The organism is Bosea vestrisii, assembly GCF_030144325.1.
In the GTDB taxonomy this organism is placed as follows: domain Bacteria; phylum Pseudomonadota; class Alphaproteobacteria; order Rhizobiales; family Beijerinckiaceae; genus Allobosea; species Allobosea vestrisii_A.
On record NZ_CP126307.1, the window covers coordinates 382,894 to 400,254 of the forward strand.

At 67.2% G+C, this 17,361-nt stretch carries 16 protein-coding genes and 2 pseudogenes; 11 read left to right on the forward strand and 7 right to left on the reverse strand.

Annotated features, from left to right (window positions below; genetic code table 11):
* Nucleotides 1–3: 3 nt before the first annotated feature.
* The 8 genes and pseudogenes from QO058_RS01835 (at nucleotide 4) to lexA (ending at nucleotide 6,275) form a co-directional block, all read left to right on the forward strand.
* Complete coding sequence (locus tag QO058_RS01835; protein ID WP_284170046.1) at nucleotides 4–555, forward strand: SRPBCC family protein; 552 nt, start codon at nucleotides 4–6, stop codon at nucleotides 553–555.
* A 53-nt stretch (nucleotides 556–608) separates the two neighbouring features.
* Nucleotides 609–1,145: a DUF1579 domain-containing protein gene (locus QO058_RS01840; protein WP_284170047.1), complete on the forward strand. Its 537-nt coding sequence runs from the start codon at nucleotides 609–611 to the stop codon at nucleotides 1,143–1,145.
* A 133-nt stretch (nucleotides 1,146–1,278) separates the two neighbouring features.
* Complete coding sequence (locus QO058_RS01845) at nucleotides 1,279–1,896, forward strand: anthranilate synthase component II (RefSeq protein WP_284170048.1); 618 nt, start codon at nucleotides 1,279–1,281, stop codon at nucleotides 1,894–1,896.
* Between the two features lie 14 nt (nucleotides 1,897–1,910).
* A pseudogene (gene trpD / locus QO058_RS01850) lies at nucleotides 1,911–2,925 on the forward strand (anthranilate phosphoribosyltransferase).
* 9 nt (nucleotides 2,926–2,934) lie between these two features.
* Entirely contained in the window at nucleotides 2,935–3,747 is an 813-nt protein-coding gene (trpC, locus tag QO058_RS01855) for an indole-3-glycerol phosphate synthase TrpC (RefSeq protein WP_284170049.1), read from the forward strand.
* On the forward strand, nucleotides 3,744–4,232 hold the full coding sequence (gene moaC / locus QO058_RS01860) for a cyclic pyranopterin monophosphate synthase MoaC (protein WP_284170050.1): 489 nt from the start codon (nucleotides 3,744–3,746) through the stop codon (nucleotides 4,230–4,232). Before trpC ends, moaC begins: the two co-directional genes overlap by 4 nt.
* The gene (locus tag QO058_RS01865) at nucleotides 4,229–5,440 is read left to right on the forward strand and encodes a molybdopterin molybdotransferase MoeA (protein ID WP_284170051.1); all 1,212 of its coding nucleotides are present in this window, start codon (nucleotides 4,229–4,231) and stop codon (nucleotides 5,438–5,440) included. Before moaC ends, QO058_RS01865 begins: the two co-directional genes overlap by 4 nt.
* A 103-nt stretch (nucleotides 5,441–5,543) precedes the next feature.
* Nucleotides 5,544–6,275, forward strand: a complete 732-nt coding sequence (gene lexA / locus QO058_RS01870) for a transcriptional repressor LexA (protein WP_284170052.1) — start codon at nucleotides 5,544–5,546, stop codon at nucleotides 6,273–6,275.
* 300 nt (nucleotides 6,276–6,575) lie between these two features.
* Here the strand turns inward: lexA and QO058_RS01875 are convergent, their stop codons facing one another.
* Nucleotides 6,576–8,120: a ComEC/Rec2 family competence protein gene (locus QO058_RS01875; protein ID WP_284170053.1), complete on the reverse strand. Its 1,545-nt coding sequence runs from the start codon at nucleotides 8,118–8,120 to the stop codon at nucleotides 6,576–6,578.
* Between the two features lie 585 nt (nucleotides 8,121–8,705).
* On the opposite strand from QO058_RS01875, the pseudogene gltX reads away from it, so the two are divergent.
* From gltX to QO058_RS01890, 3 genes and pseudogenes are all read left to right on the forward strand, one after another.
* Nucleotides 8,706–10,123, forward strand: a pseudogene (gene gltX, locus QO058_RS01880) (glutamate--tRNA ligase).
* A 268-nt stretch (nucleotides 10,124–10,391) separates the two neighbouring features.
* Nucleotides 10,392–11,681, forward strand: coding sequence for a citrate synthase (gene gltA / locus QO058_RS01885; RefSeq protein WP_284170054.1), 1,290 nt, complete (start codon nucleotides 10,392–10,394; stop codon nucleotides 11,679–11,681).
* A 142-nt stretch (nucleotides 11,682–11,823) separates the two neighbouring features.
* Nucleotides 11,824–12,819: a Bug family tripartite tricarboxylate transporter substrate binding protein gene (locus QO058_RS01890; RefSeq protein WP_284170055.1), complete on the forward strand. Its 996-nt coding sequence runs from the start codon at nucleotides 11,824–11,826 to the stop codon at nucleotides 12,817–12,819.
* Nucleotides 12,820–12,827: 8 nt separating this feature from the next.
* Here the strand turns inward: QO058_RS01890 and QO058_RS01895 are convergent, their stop codons facing one another.
* The 6 genes from QO058_RS01895 to lpxD form a co-directional block, all read right to left on the reverse strand.
* Complete coding sequence (locus QO058_RS01895; RefSeq protein WP_284170056.1) at nucleotides 12,828–13,301, reverse strand: glycosyltransferase family protein; 474 nt, start codon at nucleotides 13,299–13,301, stop codon at nucleotides 12,828–12,830.
* Nucleotides 13,243–14,004 (reverse strand): lipid-A-disaccharide synthase, encoded by a 762-nt coding sequence (locus tag QO058_RS01900; protein ID WP_284170057.1) that lies wholly within the window; start codon nucleotides 14,002–14,004, stop codon nucleotides 13,243–13,245. Before QO058_RS01900 ends, QO058_RS01895 begins: the two co-directional genes overlap by 59 nt.
* Nucleotides 14,001–14,870, reverse strand: a complete 870-nt coding sequence (locus QO058_RS01905; protein WP_284170058.1) for an LpxI family protein — start codon at nucleotides 14,868–14,870, stop codon at nucleotides 14,001–14,003. Before QO058_RS01905 ends, QO058_RS01900 begins: the two co-directional genes overlap by 4 nt.
* Nucleotides 14,867–15,676 (reverse strand): acyl-ACP--UDP-N-acetylglucosamine O-acyltransferase, encoded by an 810-nt coding sequence (gene lpxA / locus QO058_RS01910; RefSeq protein ID WP_284170059.1) that lies wholly within the window; start codon nucleotides 15,674–15,676, stop codon nucleotides 14,867–14,869. The genes QO058_RS01905 and lpxA overlap by 4 nt, the downstream gene beginning before the upstream one ends.
* Before the next feature lie 52 nt (nucleotides 15,677–15,728).
* Nucleotides 15,729–16,187, reverse strand: a complete 459-nt coding sequence (gene fabZ, locus QO058_RS01915; RefSeq protein WP_284170060.1) for a 3-hydroxyacyl-ACP dehydratase FabZ — start codon at nucleotides 16,185–16,187, stop codon at nucleotides 15,729–15,731.
* Between the two features lie 87 nt (nucleotides 16,188–16,274).
* Nucleotides 16,275–17,339 carry a UDP-3-O-(3-hydroxymyristoyl)glucosamine N-acyltransferase gene (gene lpxD / locus QO058_RS01920; protein WP_284170061.1) on the reverse strand — a complete coding sequence of 355 codons (1,065 nt, stop codon included), beginning with the start codon at nucleotides 17,337–17,339 and terminating at the stop codon, nucleotides 16,275–16,277.
* Nucleotides 17,340–17,361: the final 22 nt, after the last annotated feature.

Sequence of the window (17,361 nt, forward strand, 5' to 3'; positions counted from 1 at the left end):
ACCATGCTCACCTATATCGTCATCGCCGTGCTCGCTTTCGTCGCCGGCGTCCTCATTGTCGCCGCACGCAAGCCCGATATCTTCGAGGTCAGCCGTTCCGCGACGATCCGGGCGACGCCCGAGCGCATCTTCGCTTTGCTCGCGGACTTCCAGGAATGGGGCGTCTGGTCGCCCTATGAGAAGAAGGATCCGGCGATGAAGCGCAGCTTCAAGGGCGCGACCTCCGGCGTCGGCGCCGTCTACGCCTTCGACGGCAACAAGCAGGCCGGCACCGGCGAGCTCGCCATCGTCGAGGTCCAGGCGCCGGTGAAGCTCGCCGTCACCCTCGACATGACCAAGCCCATGGCCTGCCACAACCTGATCACCTTCACGCTCACCCCGGCTGAAGGCGGTACGCTGGTGACCTGGCACATGCAGGGCGCCTGCCCGTTCATCGGCAAGGTCATGGGCACGATCTTCAACATGGACCGCATGGTCGGCGGCGATTTCGAGAAGGGCCTCGCTGCCCTCAAGCAGGCGACGGAACGGCCGCAACTGGTTGCTGCCGCCGCCTGACTACGGCGCATTCGACTGTCTACCCAAAGAAGCAAAGCCAAGGAGGAAGAACCATGAGCAACGCAGCAGAACTCGACAAGCCGCAAGCAGGTGATCTGTCCGGCTGCATGCCGGCCAAGCCCCAGGCGGAGCATGAATGGCTCCTCCGGCTCGTCGGCGAATGGACCTATGAGACCGAATGCATGATGGGTCCGGACCAGCCGCCGATGAAGTCTTCAGGCACGCAGTCCTACTCGTCCATCGGCGGGCTCTGGCTCGTCGGCGACGGCACCGGCACCATGCCGGACGGCAGCCCGGCGACGACCCGGATCACGCTCGGCTACGACCCGCAGAAGGAGTGCTATGTCGGCTCCTTCGTCGGCTCGATGATGGGCAATCAATGGGTCTATACCGGCACACGCGACGCCGCCGGCACAGTGCTGACCCTCGACACGGAGGGCCCCGACTTCACGAAGCCGGGCAAGACGGCGGCCTATCAGGACATCGTCGAGATCAAGGGTCCCGACCACCACATCCTGTCCTCGCGCGGCAAGGGCGAGAATGGCGAATGGGTCCAGTTCATGACGGCGCATTATCGCCGGGTGAAGTGACGGCTTTCGCTGGCACGGATGACCATGATCGAGGGCGCGGAGCAACCTGCTTCGCGCCCTCGCGCTTGACCGGCACGCGCGTTCGGGGGCATGTGCAAAACCCAAGAAACTGGGTGGGGACGGCCCCGAAGCGATGCGCATCCTGCTGATCGACAATTACGACAGCTTCACCTGGAACCTGGTCCACCTGATCGGCGGACTGGGTGCGAGTGTGGACGTGCGCCGTAACGACACGCTCTCCGTCGGCGAAGCCCTCTCCGGCGAGCATGACGCAATCGTGCTCTCGCCCGGCCCCTGCACGCCGAACGAAGCCGGCATCTGCCTCGACCTCGTCCGCGAAGGCGCCGACAGGAAGCCTATCTTCGGCGTCTGCCTTGGTCTTCAGGCGATCGGCCAGGTCTTCGGCGGCGAGGTGGTGCGGGCGCCCCTGCCGATGCATGGCAAGGTCTCGACCATCACCCACCGGGCGCGCGGCCTGTTCCACGGTATCAACGGCTCGCTCGAGGCGACGCGCTATCACTCGCTCGTCATCCGGCGCGAGAGCTGCCCGGCAGAACTCTCGATCGAAGCCGAATCCGGCGACGGGATGATCATGGCGCTGTCACATCGCGATTTGCCGGTGCATGGCGTGCAGTTCCACCCCGAGAGCATTGCCTCGGAGCATGGGGCGACGATCCTGCGCAATTTCCTCGATCTCGCCGAGCGATGGTCGCGCCTGAATACCAAAGCCGCCCTTTCCGCGACCGCCTGATCGATCGAGTTCCCATGGACGACTTCAAACCCTTCATCGCCAAGGTCGCGACCGGTGCCTCGCTGTCGCGCGAGGAGGCCCGTGACGCCTTCGAGGCCATGCTCTCCGGCGAGGTCACCAATGCGCAGGCCGCCGCCTTCCTGATGGCGCTGCGCGTGCGCGGCGAGACCACCGAGGAAATCGCTGGCGCCGTCACCGCCATGCGCGCCCGCATGCTCACCGTCGAGGCCCCGGCCGACGCGATCGACATCGTCGGCACCGGCGGCGATGCCTCCGGCTCCTACAACGTCTCGACGCTGGCCTCGATCATCGTCGCCGCCTGCGGCGTGCCGGTTGCCAAGCACGGCAACCGCGCCGCTTCCTCGCGCTCCGGCGCCGCCGACGTGCTGACCGCGCTCGGCGTCAAGGTCGGGTTGGAGCCGGCCGGCACCGAGCGCTGCATTGCAGAGGCCGGCGTCGGCTTCATGTTCGCGCCGACCCACCACGCCTCGATGCGTCATGTCGGACCGGTACGTACCGAGCTCGGCACCCGCACCATCTTCAACCTGGTCGGCCCGCTGTCGAACCCGGCCGGCGTCAAGAAGCAGCTGATCGGCGCCTTTTTCCGAGACCTGGCTCGAGCCGATGGTCAAGGTGCTGCAATCGCTCGGCTCCACGACGGTCTGGGCCGTGCACGGCTCCGACGGGCTCGACGAGATCACCACCACCGGCCCGACCCGCGTGATCGCGCTGAAGGACGGCAAGATCGAGAGCTTCTCGATCGCTCCGGAGGACGTCGGCATCGCCCGTGCCCGGCCCGAGGATCTGCGCGGCGGCGAGCCGGCGCAAAATGCACAGGCCCTGCAGGATGTGCTCCGCGGAGCCAGGAGCGCCTTCCGCGATATCGCCGCCTTCAACGCGGCCGCGGCGCTCGTCGTCGCCGGCAAGGCGGCCACGCTCGGCGAGGGACTGGCGCAGGCCTACGCAGTGCTGGACAATGGCAAGGCCAAGGCTGCGCTCGCGACCCTCGTCGCCAGCTCCAATGCGTGAGGCTGCCCCATGTCCGACATCCTGAAGCGGATCGAGGCCTATAAGCGCGAGGAAATCGCGGCGGCGCGTGCTGCCGTGCCGCAAGCCGAGATCGAGAAGCGTGCTGCGGCGATGCCGGCGCCGCGCGACTTCATCGGCGCGCTCGAAGCCAAGCATCGCGCCGGCGGCCCGGCCCTGATCGCCGAGATCAAGAAGGCCTCCCCCTCCAAGGGGCTGATCCGGCCGGACTTCGACCCGCCGGCGCTGGCCAAGGCCTATGCCGAAGGCGGCGCGGCCTGCCTTTCGGTGCTGACCGACACGCCCTCCTTCCAGGGCCGGCCGGAATACCTTGCACAGGCGCGTGCCGCTTCCGGCCTGCCCGGCCTGCGCAAGGATTTCATGTTCGAGCCCTATCAGGTCTTCGAGGCGCGGAGCTGGGGCGCCGACTGCATCCTGATCATCATGGCCTCGCTCGATGATGCCGCGGCGCACGAACTCACTGCCACGGCCAAGGCGCTGGGCATGGCCGCGCTCGCCGAGGTCCATGACGAGGCCGAGCTGGAGCGGGCGTTGAAGCTCGACACCAGGCTGGTCGGCATCAACAATCGGGATCTGCGCAGCTTCGAACTCAACCTCGCCGTGACAGAGCGATTGGCGCCGCGCGTGCCGAAGGACCGCCTGCTCGTCGGCGAGAGCGGCATCTTCAGCCATGCCGACATCGCCCGCCTTCAAGGCTGTGGCGTCAACACCTTCCTCGTTGGCGAGAGCCTGATGCGCCAAGCGGACGTGGCGGCTGCAACGCGCGAGCTTCTGACTGGCAAGACCACTGAGGCGGCGGCGTGAGCCGGCTCACCCATCTCGATCAGAAGGGCGCGGCCCATATGGTCGATGTCGGCGACAAGGCCGAGACCGTCCGCGTCGCGGTCGCCGAAGGCCATGTGGTGATGCAAGCCGAGACGCTCGCCATCGTCCGCGACGGCGAGGCCAAGAAGGGCGACGTGCTCGGCACCGCCCGCCTTGCCGGCATCATGGCGGCCAAGCGAGCACATGAACTGATCCCGCTCTGCCACCCACTACTGCTCTCGAAGATCGCGGTCGACCTCACGATCGATGAGGCGCTGCCAGGCGTGCGCGTCCGCGCCGAAGTCAAGCTCACCGGCAAGACCGGCGTCGAGATGGAGGCGCTGACCGCCGTCAGCGTCGCCTGCCTCACCGTCTACGACATGGTGAAGGCGGTTGATCGCGCCATGCATATCGAAGGCATCCAGCTCGTGCACAAATCCGGCGGCAAGTCCGGAACCTATGAGCTCGCAGGGCGATCGGCATGAGCCTCACCCCCGTCCCCGTCGCACTCAAGGCGCTGCTCGACAGCGTGCCCGGCCCGACGCCTGCCGAGACGCTGCCGCTGGCGCAATGCGCCGGCCGCGTCCTGGCCGAGGATGTCGCCGCGCTCAGGACCCAGCCGCCCTTCGCCAATTCGGCGATGGACGGCTATGCCGTGCGCGGCGAGGACTTGGCCCGGGGCGCGCAGCTTCGCGTCATCGGCGAATCCGCCGCTGGCCGCGGCTTCCCCGGCAAGATTTCTCTTGGCGAGACGGTACGAATATTTACCGGAGCACCGCTGCCCGCGGGCGCGGACACGATCCTCATTCAGGAACATGCAGAGGGTGTGGGCGGCCCGGTGATCCGTGTCACCAAACCCACCGATCAGGGCCAATTCGTCCGGCTAGCGGGGCTCGACTTCAGGACCGGCGAGGTCCTGCTGAAAGCCGGTCGCCGGCTCGACAGCGCCGCGCTCGGCCTCGCCGCGGCCGCCGGGCATCCGACGCTCGCCGTCCGCCGCAAGCCGCTGGTTGCGATTCTCGCCACCGGCGACGAGCTCGTCCTGCCCGGCGAGCCGGTCGGCCCCGACCAGATCGTCGCCTCCAACAGCTTCGCCCTCGCCGCGCTCGTCGAGCAGGCCGGCGGCACGGCGCTCGATCTCGGCATCGCCCGCGACAACCATCCCGACCTCGCCGGCAAGATCGAGGCGGCCCGCAAGGCCGGGGCCGATGTCCTGATCACACTCGGCGGCGCCTCGGTCGGCGAGCACGATCTCGTCCAGGCGGCGCTGAAGGCGCAGGGCATGGCGCTCGGCTTCTGGAAGATCGCGATGCGCCCGGGCAAGCCGATGATGATGGGCCGCCTCGGCGCCATGGTCGCGCTCGGCCTGCCGGGCAACCCGGTCTCCTCGATCGTCTGCGGGCATCTCTTTGCCATCCCGCTGGTCGAGGCCCTGCTCGGCATCGATGATCCCGAGCGCGACCGCAGCGAGCCCGCCATCCTCGCCGCCGATCTGCCGGCCAATGACGAGCGCCAAGACTATCTGCGCGCCACTTTCGAAACCGTCGATGGCGAGCGGCGCGTCAGGCCCTTTGCCAAGCAGGATTCGTCGATGCTGGCGAACCTGTCGCGCGCCGAGGCCCTGGTGATCCGCCAGGTCTTCGCCGAGGCAGCCACAGCGGGCGATCCCTGCCGGATCATTCGACTGCGCTGACTGGGTCGCGTTACGACAAGGCGTGCCTTGCGGAACACAAAGCGAACAGGTATGGTGTTCGTGCTTTGTTTCGATTCTAGCCCGAGAGGCGAGCGGCGCGACCATGCTGACACGCAAACAGTTCGAACTGCTCCGCTTCATCCACGAGCGCCTGCGCGAATCCGGCGTACCGCCCTCCTTCGACGAAATGAAGGACGCGCTCGACCTGCGCTCCAAATCCGGCATCCACCGGCTGATCATGGCGCTGGAAGAGCGCGGCTTCATTCGCCGGCTCCCCAACCGGGCGCGGGCACTCGAAGTCATCAAGATGCCGGACGGCATCGGCGGCCAGCAGGCGCAGCGCGCCCGCTTCAGCCCCTCAATCGTCCAGGGCGGGCTCGGCCAGACCCCGCCGGCACCGGCAGCCACCTTGGCGAAGCCGCGCCCCGCGGGCGCCGAGGAGAGCGGACGCTCCACCGTCTCGATCCCCGTCATGGGCCGCATCGCCGCCGGCACGCCGATCTCGGCGATCCAGGACCGCAGCCATAGCGTCTCTATGCCAGCCGATATGCTGGGCGGCGGCGAGCATTATGCGCTCGAAGTTCGCGGCGATTCGATGATCGAGGCCGGTATCCTCGACGGCGACACGGTCGTGATCCGCAAGCAGGACAGCGCCAATACAGGCGACATCATCGTCGCCCTGATCGACGACGAGGAAGCGACGCTGAAGCGCTTGCGCAAGCGCGGCTCCTCGATCGCGCTCGAAGCCGCCAATCCCGCCTACGAGACGCGCGTGCTCGGGCCGGACCGGGTCAAGATCCAGGGCCGCCTCGTCAACCTGATGCGACGTTACTGAAATACCTCGGCATCCTGTGCGGGCTCCGCAGCCGCGGGTACCGGCACAGCAGTGGGCTCGGGTGCTGGCCTCGTTTCCGGCCGCGCACGGGTCCACGGACGCAGGCGGGTCGCCTCGTCGGCCGTTAGCGCGCGCCAGCCGCCGCGGGCCGCATGATAGGCGGTCGCGCCGTCGCGCATGAGCGCGCTGCGGTCGATCAATCGGGCAGCGCAAGGCGCGCTCCAATAGAGCGACGTCACCACAAGATCGGCTCGCTGGCAGTCCTCGACCAAAGCGGTGCGGTCGCGCGTATAGGTGACGCTACGGCCATCCGGCAGGCGGATGACGCAGCCGCGCGCATCGCAGGCGGCCCCCCTCGCGCAAGTCGGCATCGTCGGGCGACCGGGAATCGCCGTCGGCATGCAGCCATTGCGTCAGCACGAAGCGGCTCGGCTTGCCCGCCAGCACCATCTTCCCCTCCGGCCCACGCACCAGCACGCCCGAGCCGTCGCGCTCGATCAGGATGTCCGGCCGCGACGGTGCCGAGGCCAGCGCAAGGCCGCCGACCAGCGGCAGCGCGGCGAGGAAGCGCAGCGCCGTCGTCCATAGTGTCAGCCACAGCAGCGACAGCGAGAACAGGATCAGAGCAAGAGAGTCGAAGGCCGGCAGCACGACGGTGGAGCGGTCGATGCCGGCGACCCAATGGGCAACCTGGAGCACGAGGCCGGACGCCCAGCCCATCAACGCCCAGGCCGGCCAGTCGAGCCCGAACGGATAGGCCAGCACGCCGAAGACGGCCGCCGGCATCACGATCAGCGAGACGAAGGGCAGCGCCAGCGCATTGCCGAGCAGGCCGAACGGATTGAAGGTCTGGAAGTGGAAGACGCCAAAGGGCGCCGTCGCCGCTGTCGCGACCATGGTCGTGGTCACGATACCCACAGCCGAGAGCCAGAGCGGCCGCAGTGGCCAGGGCCAGGACGCGGCCGCCGCGTCGGGCGGGCGCTCTTGCCAACGCTCGGCGAAGGCGATCAACGCCGCGACCGCCCCGAACGACATCTGGAAGCTTGGGCCAAGCACTGCCTCGGGTTCGCGCAGCAGCACGATGATCGCAGCGAGCGCGAGATTGCGCATCGAGAGCGCCGGCCGGTCGACCAGGATCGCCCCCAGCATCACCAGCGTCATGATCAGCGAGCGCACCGTCGCGACCTCGGCGCCCGAGAAGACGCAGTAACCGGTGGCGCCAGCCATGGCGGCGAGCGCCGCGAGCTTCTTCACCGGCCAATGGAGCGCTGCCGTCTGCGACAGCGCGAGCAGCGCCCGCGCCAGCCAGAAGATCGTTCCGGCGGCGAGCACCATATGGAGGCCGGAGATCGAGACGATGTGGTAGATGCCGGCGGCGCGCAGGTCGTTGTTGGTCGCTTCGTTGATCAGCCCGCGCTTTCCGGTGACCAGTGCCGCCGCCATAGCCCCGGCCTGCCCGCCGCCGCTCGTCGCGATGCGTTCGGTCAGCGCGTTGCGGGCCTGGTCGATTGCGACCGCCAGAGCAAGCCGGCGCGGCATCGGGCTCGGCGGCGGCGTGAGCGCGATCTTGCCGGCGATGCTGCCGACGGCGCCAATTCCCTGGAAGAAGGCGTCGCGGGCAAAGTCATAGCCGCCAGGGCGCGCCGGGCCGGGCGGCGGCAACAGGCGCGCCGTCGTGCTGATATGGTCACCGGGCCTCAATGTCGTCACCGGCGTGGTGACGCGCACCCGCCGCGGCCTCTGTGCAAGCTGGATGCCCGGCAGGTCCGTGACCTGCACGACGATCCGCACGCCCTTGTCGCGCTGCTCCAGCGCCTCGACGAATCCGGGTGAGCTTGCCGACATGGTTCCGCGCGAGCGCGGGCGCGGCGATGCCGGCAGTTCGCCAGGCTGCCGCCGCGAAACCGGCGAAGACAGCTGCGGCCGCTATGCACACCGCCATGACGGCATGGCGGCGCCGCGTCAGCCAAGCGGCGAGCGTACATAGCGCCAGTCCGGCCAGGGGCGCGCCAAGGTCCGGCTCGCGATCCGCCAGGAAATAGAGCAGTACGCCAGCTCCCATGCAGACCGGCAGCCAGTTGAACAGGCGTCGCCGCTCGACCTCGATGTCGAGTGCCTGGCGGATGCGACCGCCCCAGTCGTACAACGGCAAGGATGCAGGCCAAGCGAAGCCACCGACGCGTCGCAGGCGCGCCGGCAGAGCCAGCACGCTGGCACGCACCCTGCTACGGCGCTCGTCTGGCCCGTAGGAGAGCATCCGTCCCCCCATCGCCATCGCGCGAATGCTGAGCCCCCTCCCCGCAGGAGGCTCTTAACGGCGGCTGGCAAGCCATGTTACAGCGGCGGCGCCGGATGTCAGCCCCGGCCGAGGCCCGCATTACAGCCCGCCCTCGCCTTTTTTGCCCGCCCGTTCCCCCGGAGCCTGTTTTCATGAGCGATACGGTCGTCACGCGCTTTGCGCCGTCGCCAACCGGATTCCTGCACATTGGCGGTGCCCGCACCGCACTGTTCAACTGGCTCTATGCCCGTCGCCATGGCGGCAAGATGCTGCTGCGCATCGAGGATACCGATCGCGAGCGCTCGACCGAGGGTGCGATCGCAGCAATCCTCGACGGCCTCGCCTGGCTCGGCCTCGATTGGGACGGGCAGACAGTCTACCAGTTCCAGCGCGCCGCCCGCCATCGCGAGATCGCCGAGCAGATGCTCGCGGCCGGCAAGGCCTATTATTGCTACGCGACGCCGCAGGAACTCGAGGAGATGCGCGAGAGAGCGCGCGCGGAGGGCAAGCCGCTGCGTTATGACGGGCGCTGGCGCGACCGCGATCCGGCGACGGCGCCCGATGGCGTCAAGCCCGTGATCCGATTGCGCGCCGAGCAGACCGGCGAGACGGTGGTCGAGGACGAGGTCAGGGCCGCGTCGTCTGGCAGAACGAGAATCTCGACGACCTCGTGCTGCTGCGTTCCGACGGCAATCCGACCTATATGCTCGCTGTCGTCGTCGACGATCACGACATGGGGATCACCCACATCATCCGCGGCGACGACCACCTCACCAATGCCGCGCGCCAGACCCAGATCTACCAGGCGCTCGGCTGGAGCGTGCCGAGCATGTCGCACATCCCTCTGATCCATGGGGCTGACGGCGCCAAGCTGTCGAAGCGGCACGGCGCACTCGGCATCGATGCCTATCGCTCGATGGGCTACCTGCCGGTGGCGTTGCGCAATTATCTGCTGCGCCTCGGCTGGAGCCATGGCGATCAGGAGATATTCTCCCCCGAAGAGATGATCTCGCTGTTCAATCTCTCCTCGATCGGCCGCTCGCCGGCGCGTTTCGACTACGCCAAGCTCGAGAGCCTCAACGGCCTCTATATGCGCCAGTCGGAGGATCATGAGCTGATGACAGCGCTGAAGGCGATCTGGTCTGAGATCGGCCCGCCGCGCGGCATCGGCACCGAGCCGACCCCGGAGCTGGAAGCCAAGCTGATGTCGGCCATGCCTGGTCTGAAGGATCGCGCCAAGACGCTGATCGAGCTGATCGACAGCGCCTCCTACCTCTACGCCAAGCGGCCACTGGCGCTCGAGCCGAAGGCAGCCGCCCTGCTCGACGACGCGGCACGCCTACGCCTGCCGAAGCTGGCGGAGAAACTCTCAGCCATTGCGGACTGGGCTCCGCCGCCGCTGGAGAGTGCGATCCGCGATTTCGCCGAGGAAAGCGGCGTCAAGCTTGGTCAGGTGGCACAGCCCTTGCGCGCCGCGCTGACCGGCAAGACCACCTCGCCGGGCCTGTTCGACGTCATGGCAGTGCTCGGCCGAGACGAGGTGCTGGCGCGCCTCGCCGACGCCGCCTGAAGACCGGCAGAAAGGCTAATGACCGCTCGGTTGAACGCCTCGCGAAATTGGTCTAGCAACGCCCTGCGGACCGGCTGCTCCCGCTGCCGGCCCGGCACAAAAATGCTTCAAAATCAGTCTGATGTACCCCTTCCCGCCTGCCCGCCCCGACATTCCCGTCATGGAGCCGTCATCGTGGGACGTTCGGATGACGCCGGAACGCGACAAGCGACCGGTGCCTCCGTCCGCAGGAATATGACTGAAGAACGAGCCTGAAAGGATCGGATCCATGAGCGGAACTACCAGTCAGTTGACTGTCGAGGGCAAGGCCGTCGACATGCCGGTCAAAACGGGTTCGATCGGGCCTTCCGTCATCGACATCGGCAAGCTCTACGGCCAGACCGGGATGTTCACCTACGACCCCGGCTTCACCTCGACCGCGAGCTGCGAGTCGCAGATCACCTATATCGACGGCGATGAGGGCGTCCTGCTCTACCGCGGCTATCCGATCGAGCAGCTCGCCGAGCACGGCGACTTCCTCGAGACCTGCTATCTCCTGCTCTACGGCGAACTGCCGACGGCGGCGCAGAAAGCGGATTTCGACTATCGCGTCACGCGCCACACCATGGTGCACGAGCAGATGGCCCGCTTCTTCCAGGGTTTCCGCCGCGACGCGCACCCGATGGCGGTGCTGGTCGCCTCGGTCGGCGCCATGTCGGCCTTCTATCACGACTCGACCGACATCTCCGATCCGCAGCAGCGCATGATTGCCTCGATGCGGATGATCGCCAAGATGCCGACGCTGGCGGCGATGGCGTACAAGTACACGATCGGCCAGCCCTTCGTGTATCCGCTCAACTCGCTCGACTACACCTCGAACTTCCTGCGCATGTGCTTTGCCGTGCCGGCCGAGGAGTACAAGGTCAATCCGGTGCTCTCGCGGGCGCTTGACCGGATCTTCATCCTGCACGCCGACCATGAGCAGAACGCCTCGACCTCGACGGTCCGGCTCGCCGGCTCGTCGGGCGCCAATCCCTTCGCCTGCATCGCGGCCGGTGTCGCCTGCCTGTGGGGCCCGGCGCATGGCGGCGCCAACGAGGCGGCGCTGAAGATGCTCGAGGAGATCGGCTGCGTCGACAACATCCCCAAATACATCGCCAAGGCCAAGGACAAGAACGATCCGTTCCGCCTGATGGGCTTCGGCCACCGCGTCTACAAGAACTATGATCCGCGCGCCAAGATCATGCAGAAGACGACGCATGAGGTCCTGGCCGAACTCGGCATCAAAGACGATCCGCTGCTCGACGTCGCCATGGAGCTCGAGCGCATTGCCCTGCACGACGAGTACTTCATCGAGAAGAAGCTCTATCCGAACATCGACTTCTATTCGGGCATCACCCTCAAGGCGATGGGCTTCCCGACCTCGATGTTTACCGCGCTGTTCGCTCTCGCGCGCAGCATTGGCTGGATCGCGCAGTGGAAGGAGATGATCGAGGATCCGTCCCAGCGTATCGGGCGTCCGCGGCAGCTCTACACCGGCGCGCCGAAGCGCGATTATACGCCGATCGGTCGCCGCTGAACGGCTCGAAACTGATGCAGGCAGGGCCGCGACGGAAGACCGTCGCGGCCTTTATTGTTTCAACTTATTGATGCATCTGACGCAGATGACGGTTGCGTTTGGTACGCTACAGTCGCCGACCCACAAAAGAGGTTCATCGCTCATGTCGTCAACCGAAGGTCTCAGCCGCCGCGGATTTCTCGCCGGCGCCTCCGTCCTGCCCTTCGTGGGCGCGTCCGGTTCTGTTTCCGCCCAGGCGCAGTTCCCGACGCGGCCGATCTCGCTGATCGTGCCCTTCGCAGCCGGCGGCTCGACCGACATCGTCGCGCGGCTCGTCGGCCAGAAGATGGGCGAGCTGCTCGGCCAGTCCTTCGTGATCGACAATCGCGCCGGCGCCGGCGGCAATATCGGCTCGACGGCGGTCGCCCGTGCCACGCCCGACGGCTATACGATTCTGATGGGCACGATCGCGACCCATGCGCTCAACCCGGCGATCCTGAAGACCGTGACCTTCGACGCGGTCAAGGACTTTACCCCGATCTCGCTGCTGGCCGTCGTGCCCAACGTCATGGTCGTGCACCCGAGCTTTCCGGCGAAGACCGTGCCGGAGGTGATCAAGCTGCTGAAGGACAACCCGGGCAAGTATTCCTACGCCTCGTCCGGCGTCGGCACGCCGCTGCACCTGTCCGGCGAGCTGTTCAAGTCGCTCGGCGGCGTCAGCATGAACCACGTGCCCTATCGCGGCGCTGGCCCGGCGCTGAACGATGTCGTTTCCGGCGCCGTACCGATCATGTTCGACAACCTGCCTTCCTCGGCCCAGTTCATCCGCAGCGGCCAATTGCGCGCCATCGGCGTCACCACCAAGGAACGCGTCTCCTCCTTCCCGGACCTGCCGACCATCGCCGAGGGCGGGCTTGCCGGCTACGAGACCTATACTTGGAACGCGCTGTTCGGCCCGGCCAATTTGCCGCGCCCGATCGTCGACAAGCTCAACGCGACCGCCAATGCGGCCGTGAAGGACGCACATGTGAAGCAGCGCCTGGAGGATATCAGCGCCGTCATCGTCGGCTCGACCCCGGAAGCGCTGGGCGAGCACGTCAAGGCCGAGCTGGCGAAATGGGCTCCAATCGCCAAGGCGTCCGGCGCGGTCGTCGAGTAACAGGTCGGTTAGCGGCCCGTCGGCTCCCGAACGAGGGCGAGCGCCGCGCTGACGGCGTTCGCTGCCGGTCTCGGCCCGGCGCTGCGCATGTTCTGCTCGACGGTCGCGAAGCCGTCGAGCTGGCGCCGGCGTGCGGGCCCCTCCGCTAATGCCGCGAGCAGCGCAGAGGCAAGGGCCTGAGGCGACGCTTCGTCCTGGATGAACTCCGGCACCACGCTTTCGCCGATGATCAGGTTCGGCAGGATCACTGTCGGCAGTTTGATCAGGCGCCGTGCCACTACAGCCTCCCAGCCGGCTCCTCGATAGGCTGCGACCGTCGGCACCTGCGCCAAGGCGAGTTCGAGCGTCACGGTTCCCGAGGCGGCCAGCGCCGCTCGGGCTTGTCGAAATGCCGCCAGCTTTTCCGTTTCGCCAGTGACGATCTCAGGCTTGATGCGCCAGTCGGCGCTGAGCGCGGCGATCTCCTCGATCAGGCGTGGCACGGCGGGGGAGGACGAAGCGCGCCTGCGGCAGTTGCGCGGCGACCAGTGCGACCGCTTCACCGAAGGGCGGCATCAAATGTCGGATCTCCGAGCGTCGGCTGCCGGGCAGAACCAGGATCGTCGGCGCCGCCGCATCATTACGCTGCGCAGCCTCATCCGGACCGGGCCGGTAAGCCTCCAGCCGCTCGATCAGCGGATGGCCGACATAGACGGTCTCCGGCCCGCCGAGGCGCGCCAATGCGGCCGGCTCGAAGGGCAGCAGCGCCAGAATCCGGTCGACATGCGGGCGCATGCGCTTTGCCCGCCCCTGCCGCCAGGCCCAGACACTCGGGCAGACCCAATGTGCGATCGGCACTGCGGGGGCGAGCTGCCTCACCTTCTTTGCGACGCGCAAGCTGAAATCGGGCGCGTCGATGGTGAGCATCAGATCGGGCTTGAAGGCCACAGCTGCGCGCGCCGCATCCGACATCCGGCGCAGCAGCAAGGGCAGGCGCGCGACCACTGGGCCAAAGCCCATCACGGCGATATCCTCCTGCGGGAAGGCACTGTGCAGCCCCTCCGCGATCAACGCCTCGCCCCCCACACCCGACAGCTCGAGCGGCCGCTCGCCCAGCACCTCGCGCAACCGCGCCACGAAGCGCGCGCCGAGCGCATCGCCCGACGCTTCGCCGGCAAGGACGAAAAGCTTGAACGGGCGGGTCAAGCCACGCCCTCGATGAACAGGCCTGACGCGTCCGCGAGCGCCGCCAGCCGGACCCTGTCACCGATCATAACGCTGCCTGCCTTGATCGCGATGCCCGCGAGACCGGCCGCCGCCACGCGCGCCACCGTGTCCGGGCCTATCGCCGGCATGTCGACCCGCAGGTCCTGCCCGAGCTTCGGCATCTTGATGAGGACGCCATCGCCTTTGCCGGGCTTGAGGCGCCCGGCCTGGACGAGCCCGGCGACGCGCTCGATCATCGCGTCGGTGCCTTCGGCCGCTTCGACGGCGACGACACGATGGTCCGCGATGATCGCCGCCTGTCCGATATCGAATGGTGAGAGCGTCGCGAGCAGATTGAAGCCGGTCGCGATCGCCTCGCGCGCGACCGGCGACGGTTTGTGACGACCCAGCGCCCCTATTGGCGCGACGAGATCCGGGGCCAGTTCGGCCGGTCCGAGCACACGCAGCCCCTGCCCCTCGAAAAAGGTGACGACGCCGCGCAGCAGATGATCGTCACCGCCCTGAAAGGCACGGGCGAAATGCGGCAGGTATTTCAGTGTCGACAGTTCCGGCGCCAGCGCACCGAAGCTCGGCCGCGGCAGCGCACCGACCATGACGATCTCGCCGATCTCGCGGCGCTTGATCTCGTCAAGAAAGCGGCCAAGCTGGCCCAGGCGATACTCTCCGGCGTCGTAGGCAGCGTAATCGGCTGGATCCCCTGCACCGGAAAGCACGGCGATATAGACGCTCGCCCCCTGCGCTGCGGCCGCACTTGCAACCCGCAAGGGATATTCGCCACGGCCGGCCAGGACGGCGATGCGCCGGCCTTGCGGCCGGCCAGTTGCGTTGGCCGGCCCTTTACTCACCGCTCGGGCGCGTTCACGTCACGCGGCACGCAGATGCCCCGGTCACCGCCGGCACGGATGAAGTCGAGGATCTCGTGGATCAGCGGATGCTCGGCGAACTCGCCGGCGACGTCCTCGACCCGCTCCGAAAGCGTGCCCTCGTCGGCGAACAGCAGGCGGTAGGCGCGGCGCAACTCGTGGATCTGCTCACGCGAGAAGCCGCGCCGCTTGAGGCCGACGAGGTTGAGCCCGGCGAGATGGGCCGGATTGTCGCGTACCATCCCGAACGGAATGACGTCGAGCAGGACGCCGGCACCGCCGCCGATGAAGGCGTGATCGCCGATCCGGACGAATTGCTGTAGGCCGGTCCCGCCGCTGACGATGACGAAATCGCCGACGGTCACGTGGCCGGCGCACATCACATTGTTGGAGAAGATGACGTTGTTCCCGATGACGCTGTCATGGCCGACATGCGAATTGGCCAGGAACAGGCAGCGATCGCCGACAACGGTCTTCATGCCGCCGCCCTCGGTGCCCGGATTCATCGTCACGCCTTCGCGGATCACGCAATCGGCGCCGATCGTCAGCGTCGAGAGCTCACCCTTGTACTTCAGATCCTGCGGCGGATGACCGATCGAAGCGAAGGGGTAGATCTTGGTGCGCGGGCCGACCGTGGTGCGGCCGGCGATAGAGACATGGCTGATCAGCTCGACGCCGTCGCCAAGGATGACATCAGGGCCGACGGTACAGAATGGACCGACCGTGACGCCTGCCCCCAGCTTGGCAGACGGGCCGATGATCGCCATCGGATGGATCGAGGTGCTCATGGCAGTATCCTGCAACTGATCGGCAACGGGAGCGTGCATCACGATTCCCCGCTCACACGACCATCGCCGACAGTTCGGCCTCGGCGACGAGCACGCCATCGACCTTGGCTTCGCCGCGGTAGAACCAGATATTGCGCTTCCGCGCCAGCTTGGTGAGGTGGAAGCGCAGCGTGTCGCCCGGGACGACCGGCTTGCGGAACTTTGCCTTGTCGATCGTGGTAAACAGCACGGTGGTGACCGCGAGCTCGTCACTGCCGCGCGCGCTAACGACGAGCACGCCCGCTGTCTGCGCCATCGCCTCGATCATCAGCACGCCGGGGAAGACCGGCCGACCCGGGAAGTGCCCGGTGAACTGCGGCTCGTTGAAGGTGACGTTCTTGATGCCGACGCACGACGCATCGCCATCAATCTCGACGACCTTGTCGACCAGCAAGAACGGGTAGCGATGCGGGATGCAGGCCATGATCTTCTGGATATCGGCCACGCCGAGCGCTTTGGTCGCATCCGTCATCGTATCGTCTCCTCGAACGCCCCGCGCCCCGCGCCAGCGCACGTCATTTATCCTGAAAAGCTGCTTTTGCCGGAAGTCGGCGTGAGATCAAGCGTTTTCGCCGCCACTGGGGCCCTTGCCACGCTTGGCGACCAATTGCTTGAGCAGCGCCGCTTCGCGCGCCCAGCTCAATGCCGGCTGCGCAGGATAGCCGCCATACCGCGCGCCGCGCGGAACGTCGCCGGCAACGCCGCTCTGCGCCGCGATCTGCGCACCCATGCCGATTGTCAGATGCCCCGCCAATCCGACCTGCCCGCCCAGCACGACGAAGTCCTCGAGCGTGGTGGAGCCGGCGATGCCGACTTGCGAGACGATGACGCAATGCCGTCCGATGACGCAGTTGTGCCCGATCTGCACGAGATTATCGATCTTGGTGCCTTCGCCGATCACCGTGTCACGGCTGGCGCCGCGATCGATCGTCGTGTTGGCGCCGATCTCGACATCGTCCTGGATGATGACTCGGCCGACTTGCGGGACCTTCATGTGGCCCTTCGGCCCCATGGCGAAGCCGAAGCCGTCCTGACCGATCCGTGCGCCCGGATGGATGATCACGCGATTGCCGATCAGCGCCGCCTGCAGCGTCGAGCCGGCTCCAACAGCACATTGCCGTCCGATCCGGACCTGTGGGCCAATCACAGCATGCGGTCCGATCACCGTGCCGGCGCCGATCTCAGCGCCGGGGCCGATAACCGCACCTGGATCGACCGTAACATCAGCCTCGAGCTTTGCCGTCGCATGCACGAAGGCGCCTGGTGCAACGCCGGCCGAGCCGAACATCGAGCCTGGCCGCAATGCCTGCGGATGGAAGACCGAGAGCAGCTTGGCGAAAACATGGTAGGGCGCCGGCGTGACGAGGGCGACCGTCACGGCCGGCACGCGTGCGGCAAAGCGCGGTGAGACGAAGCAGAGCGCGGCCGATGTCGCGGCCAGCGCCGCGATATATTTCGGATTGTCCATATAGGCCGCATCGCTGCCGCCCGCCGTCTCGAGCGGCGCCACGCCCTCGATCCGGCGGTCCGGATCGGCGCCTTCGGGCAAGGTGGTACCCGACAAGGAAGCGACCTCGCTGAAGGACAGCGAGGTCGCGATCGGAAAGAAGCTGGGATCTGCCATAAGATGATCCGTTGCGGGGCGC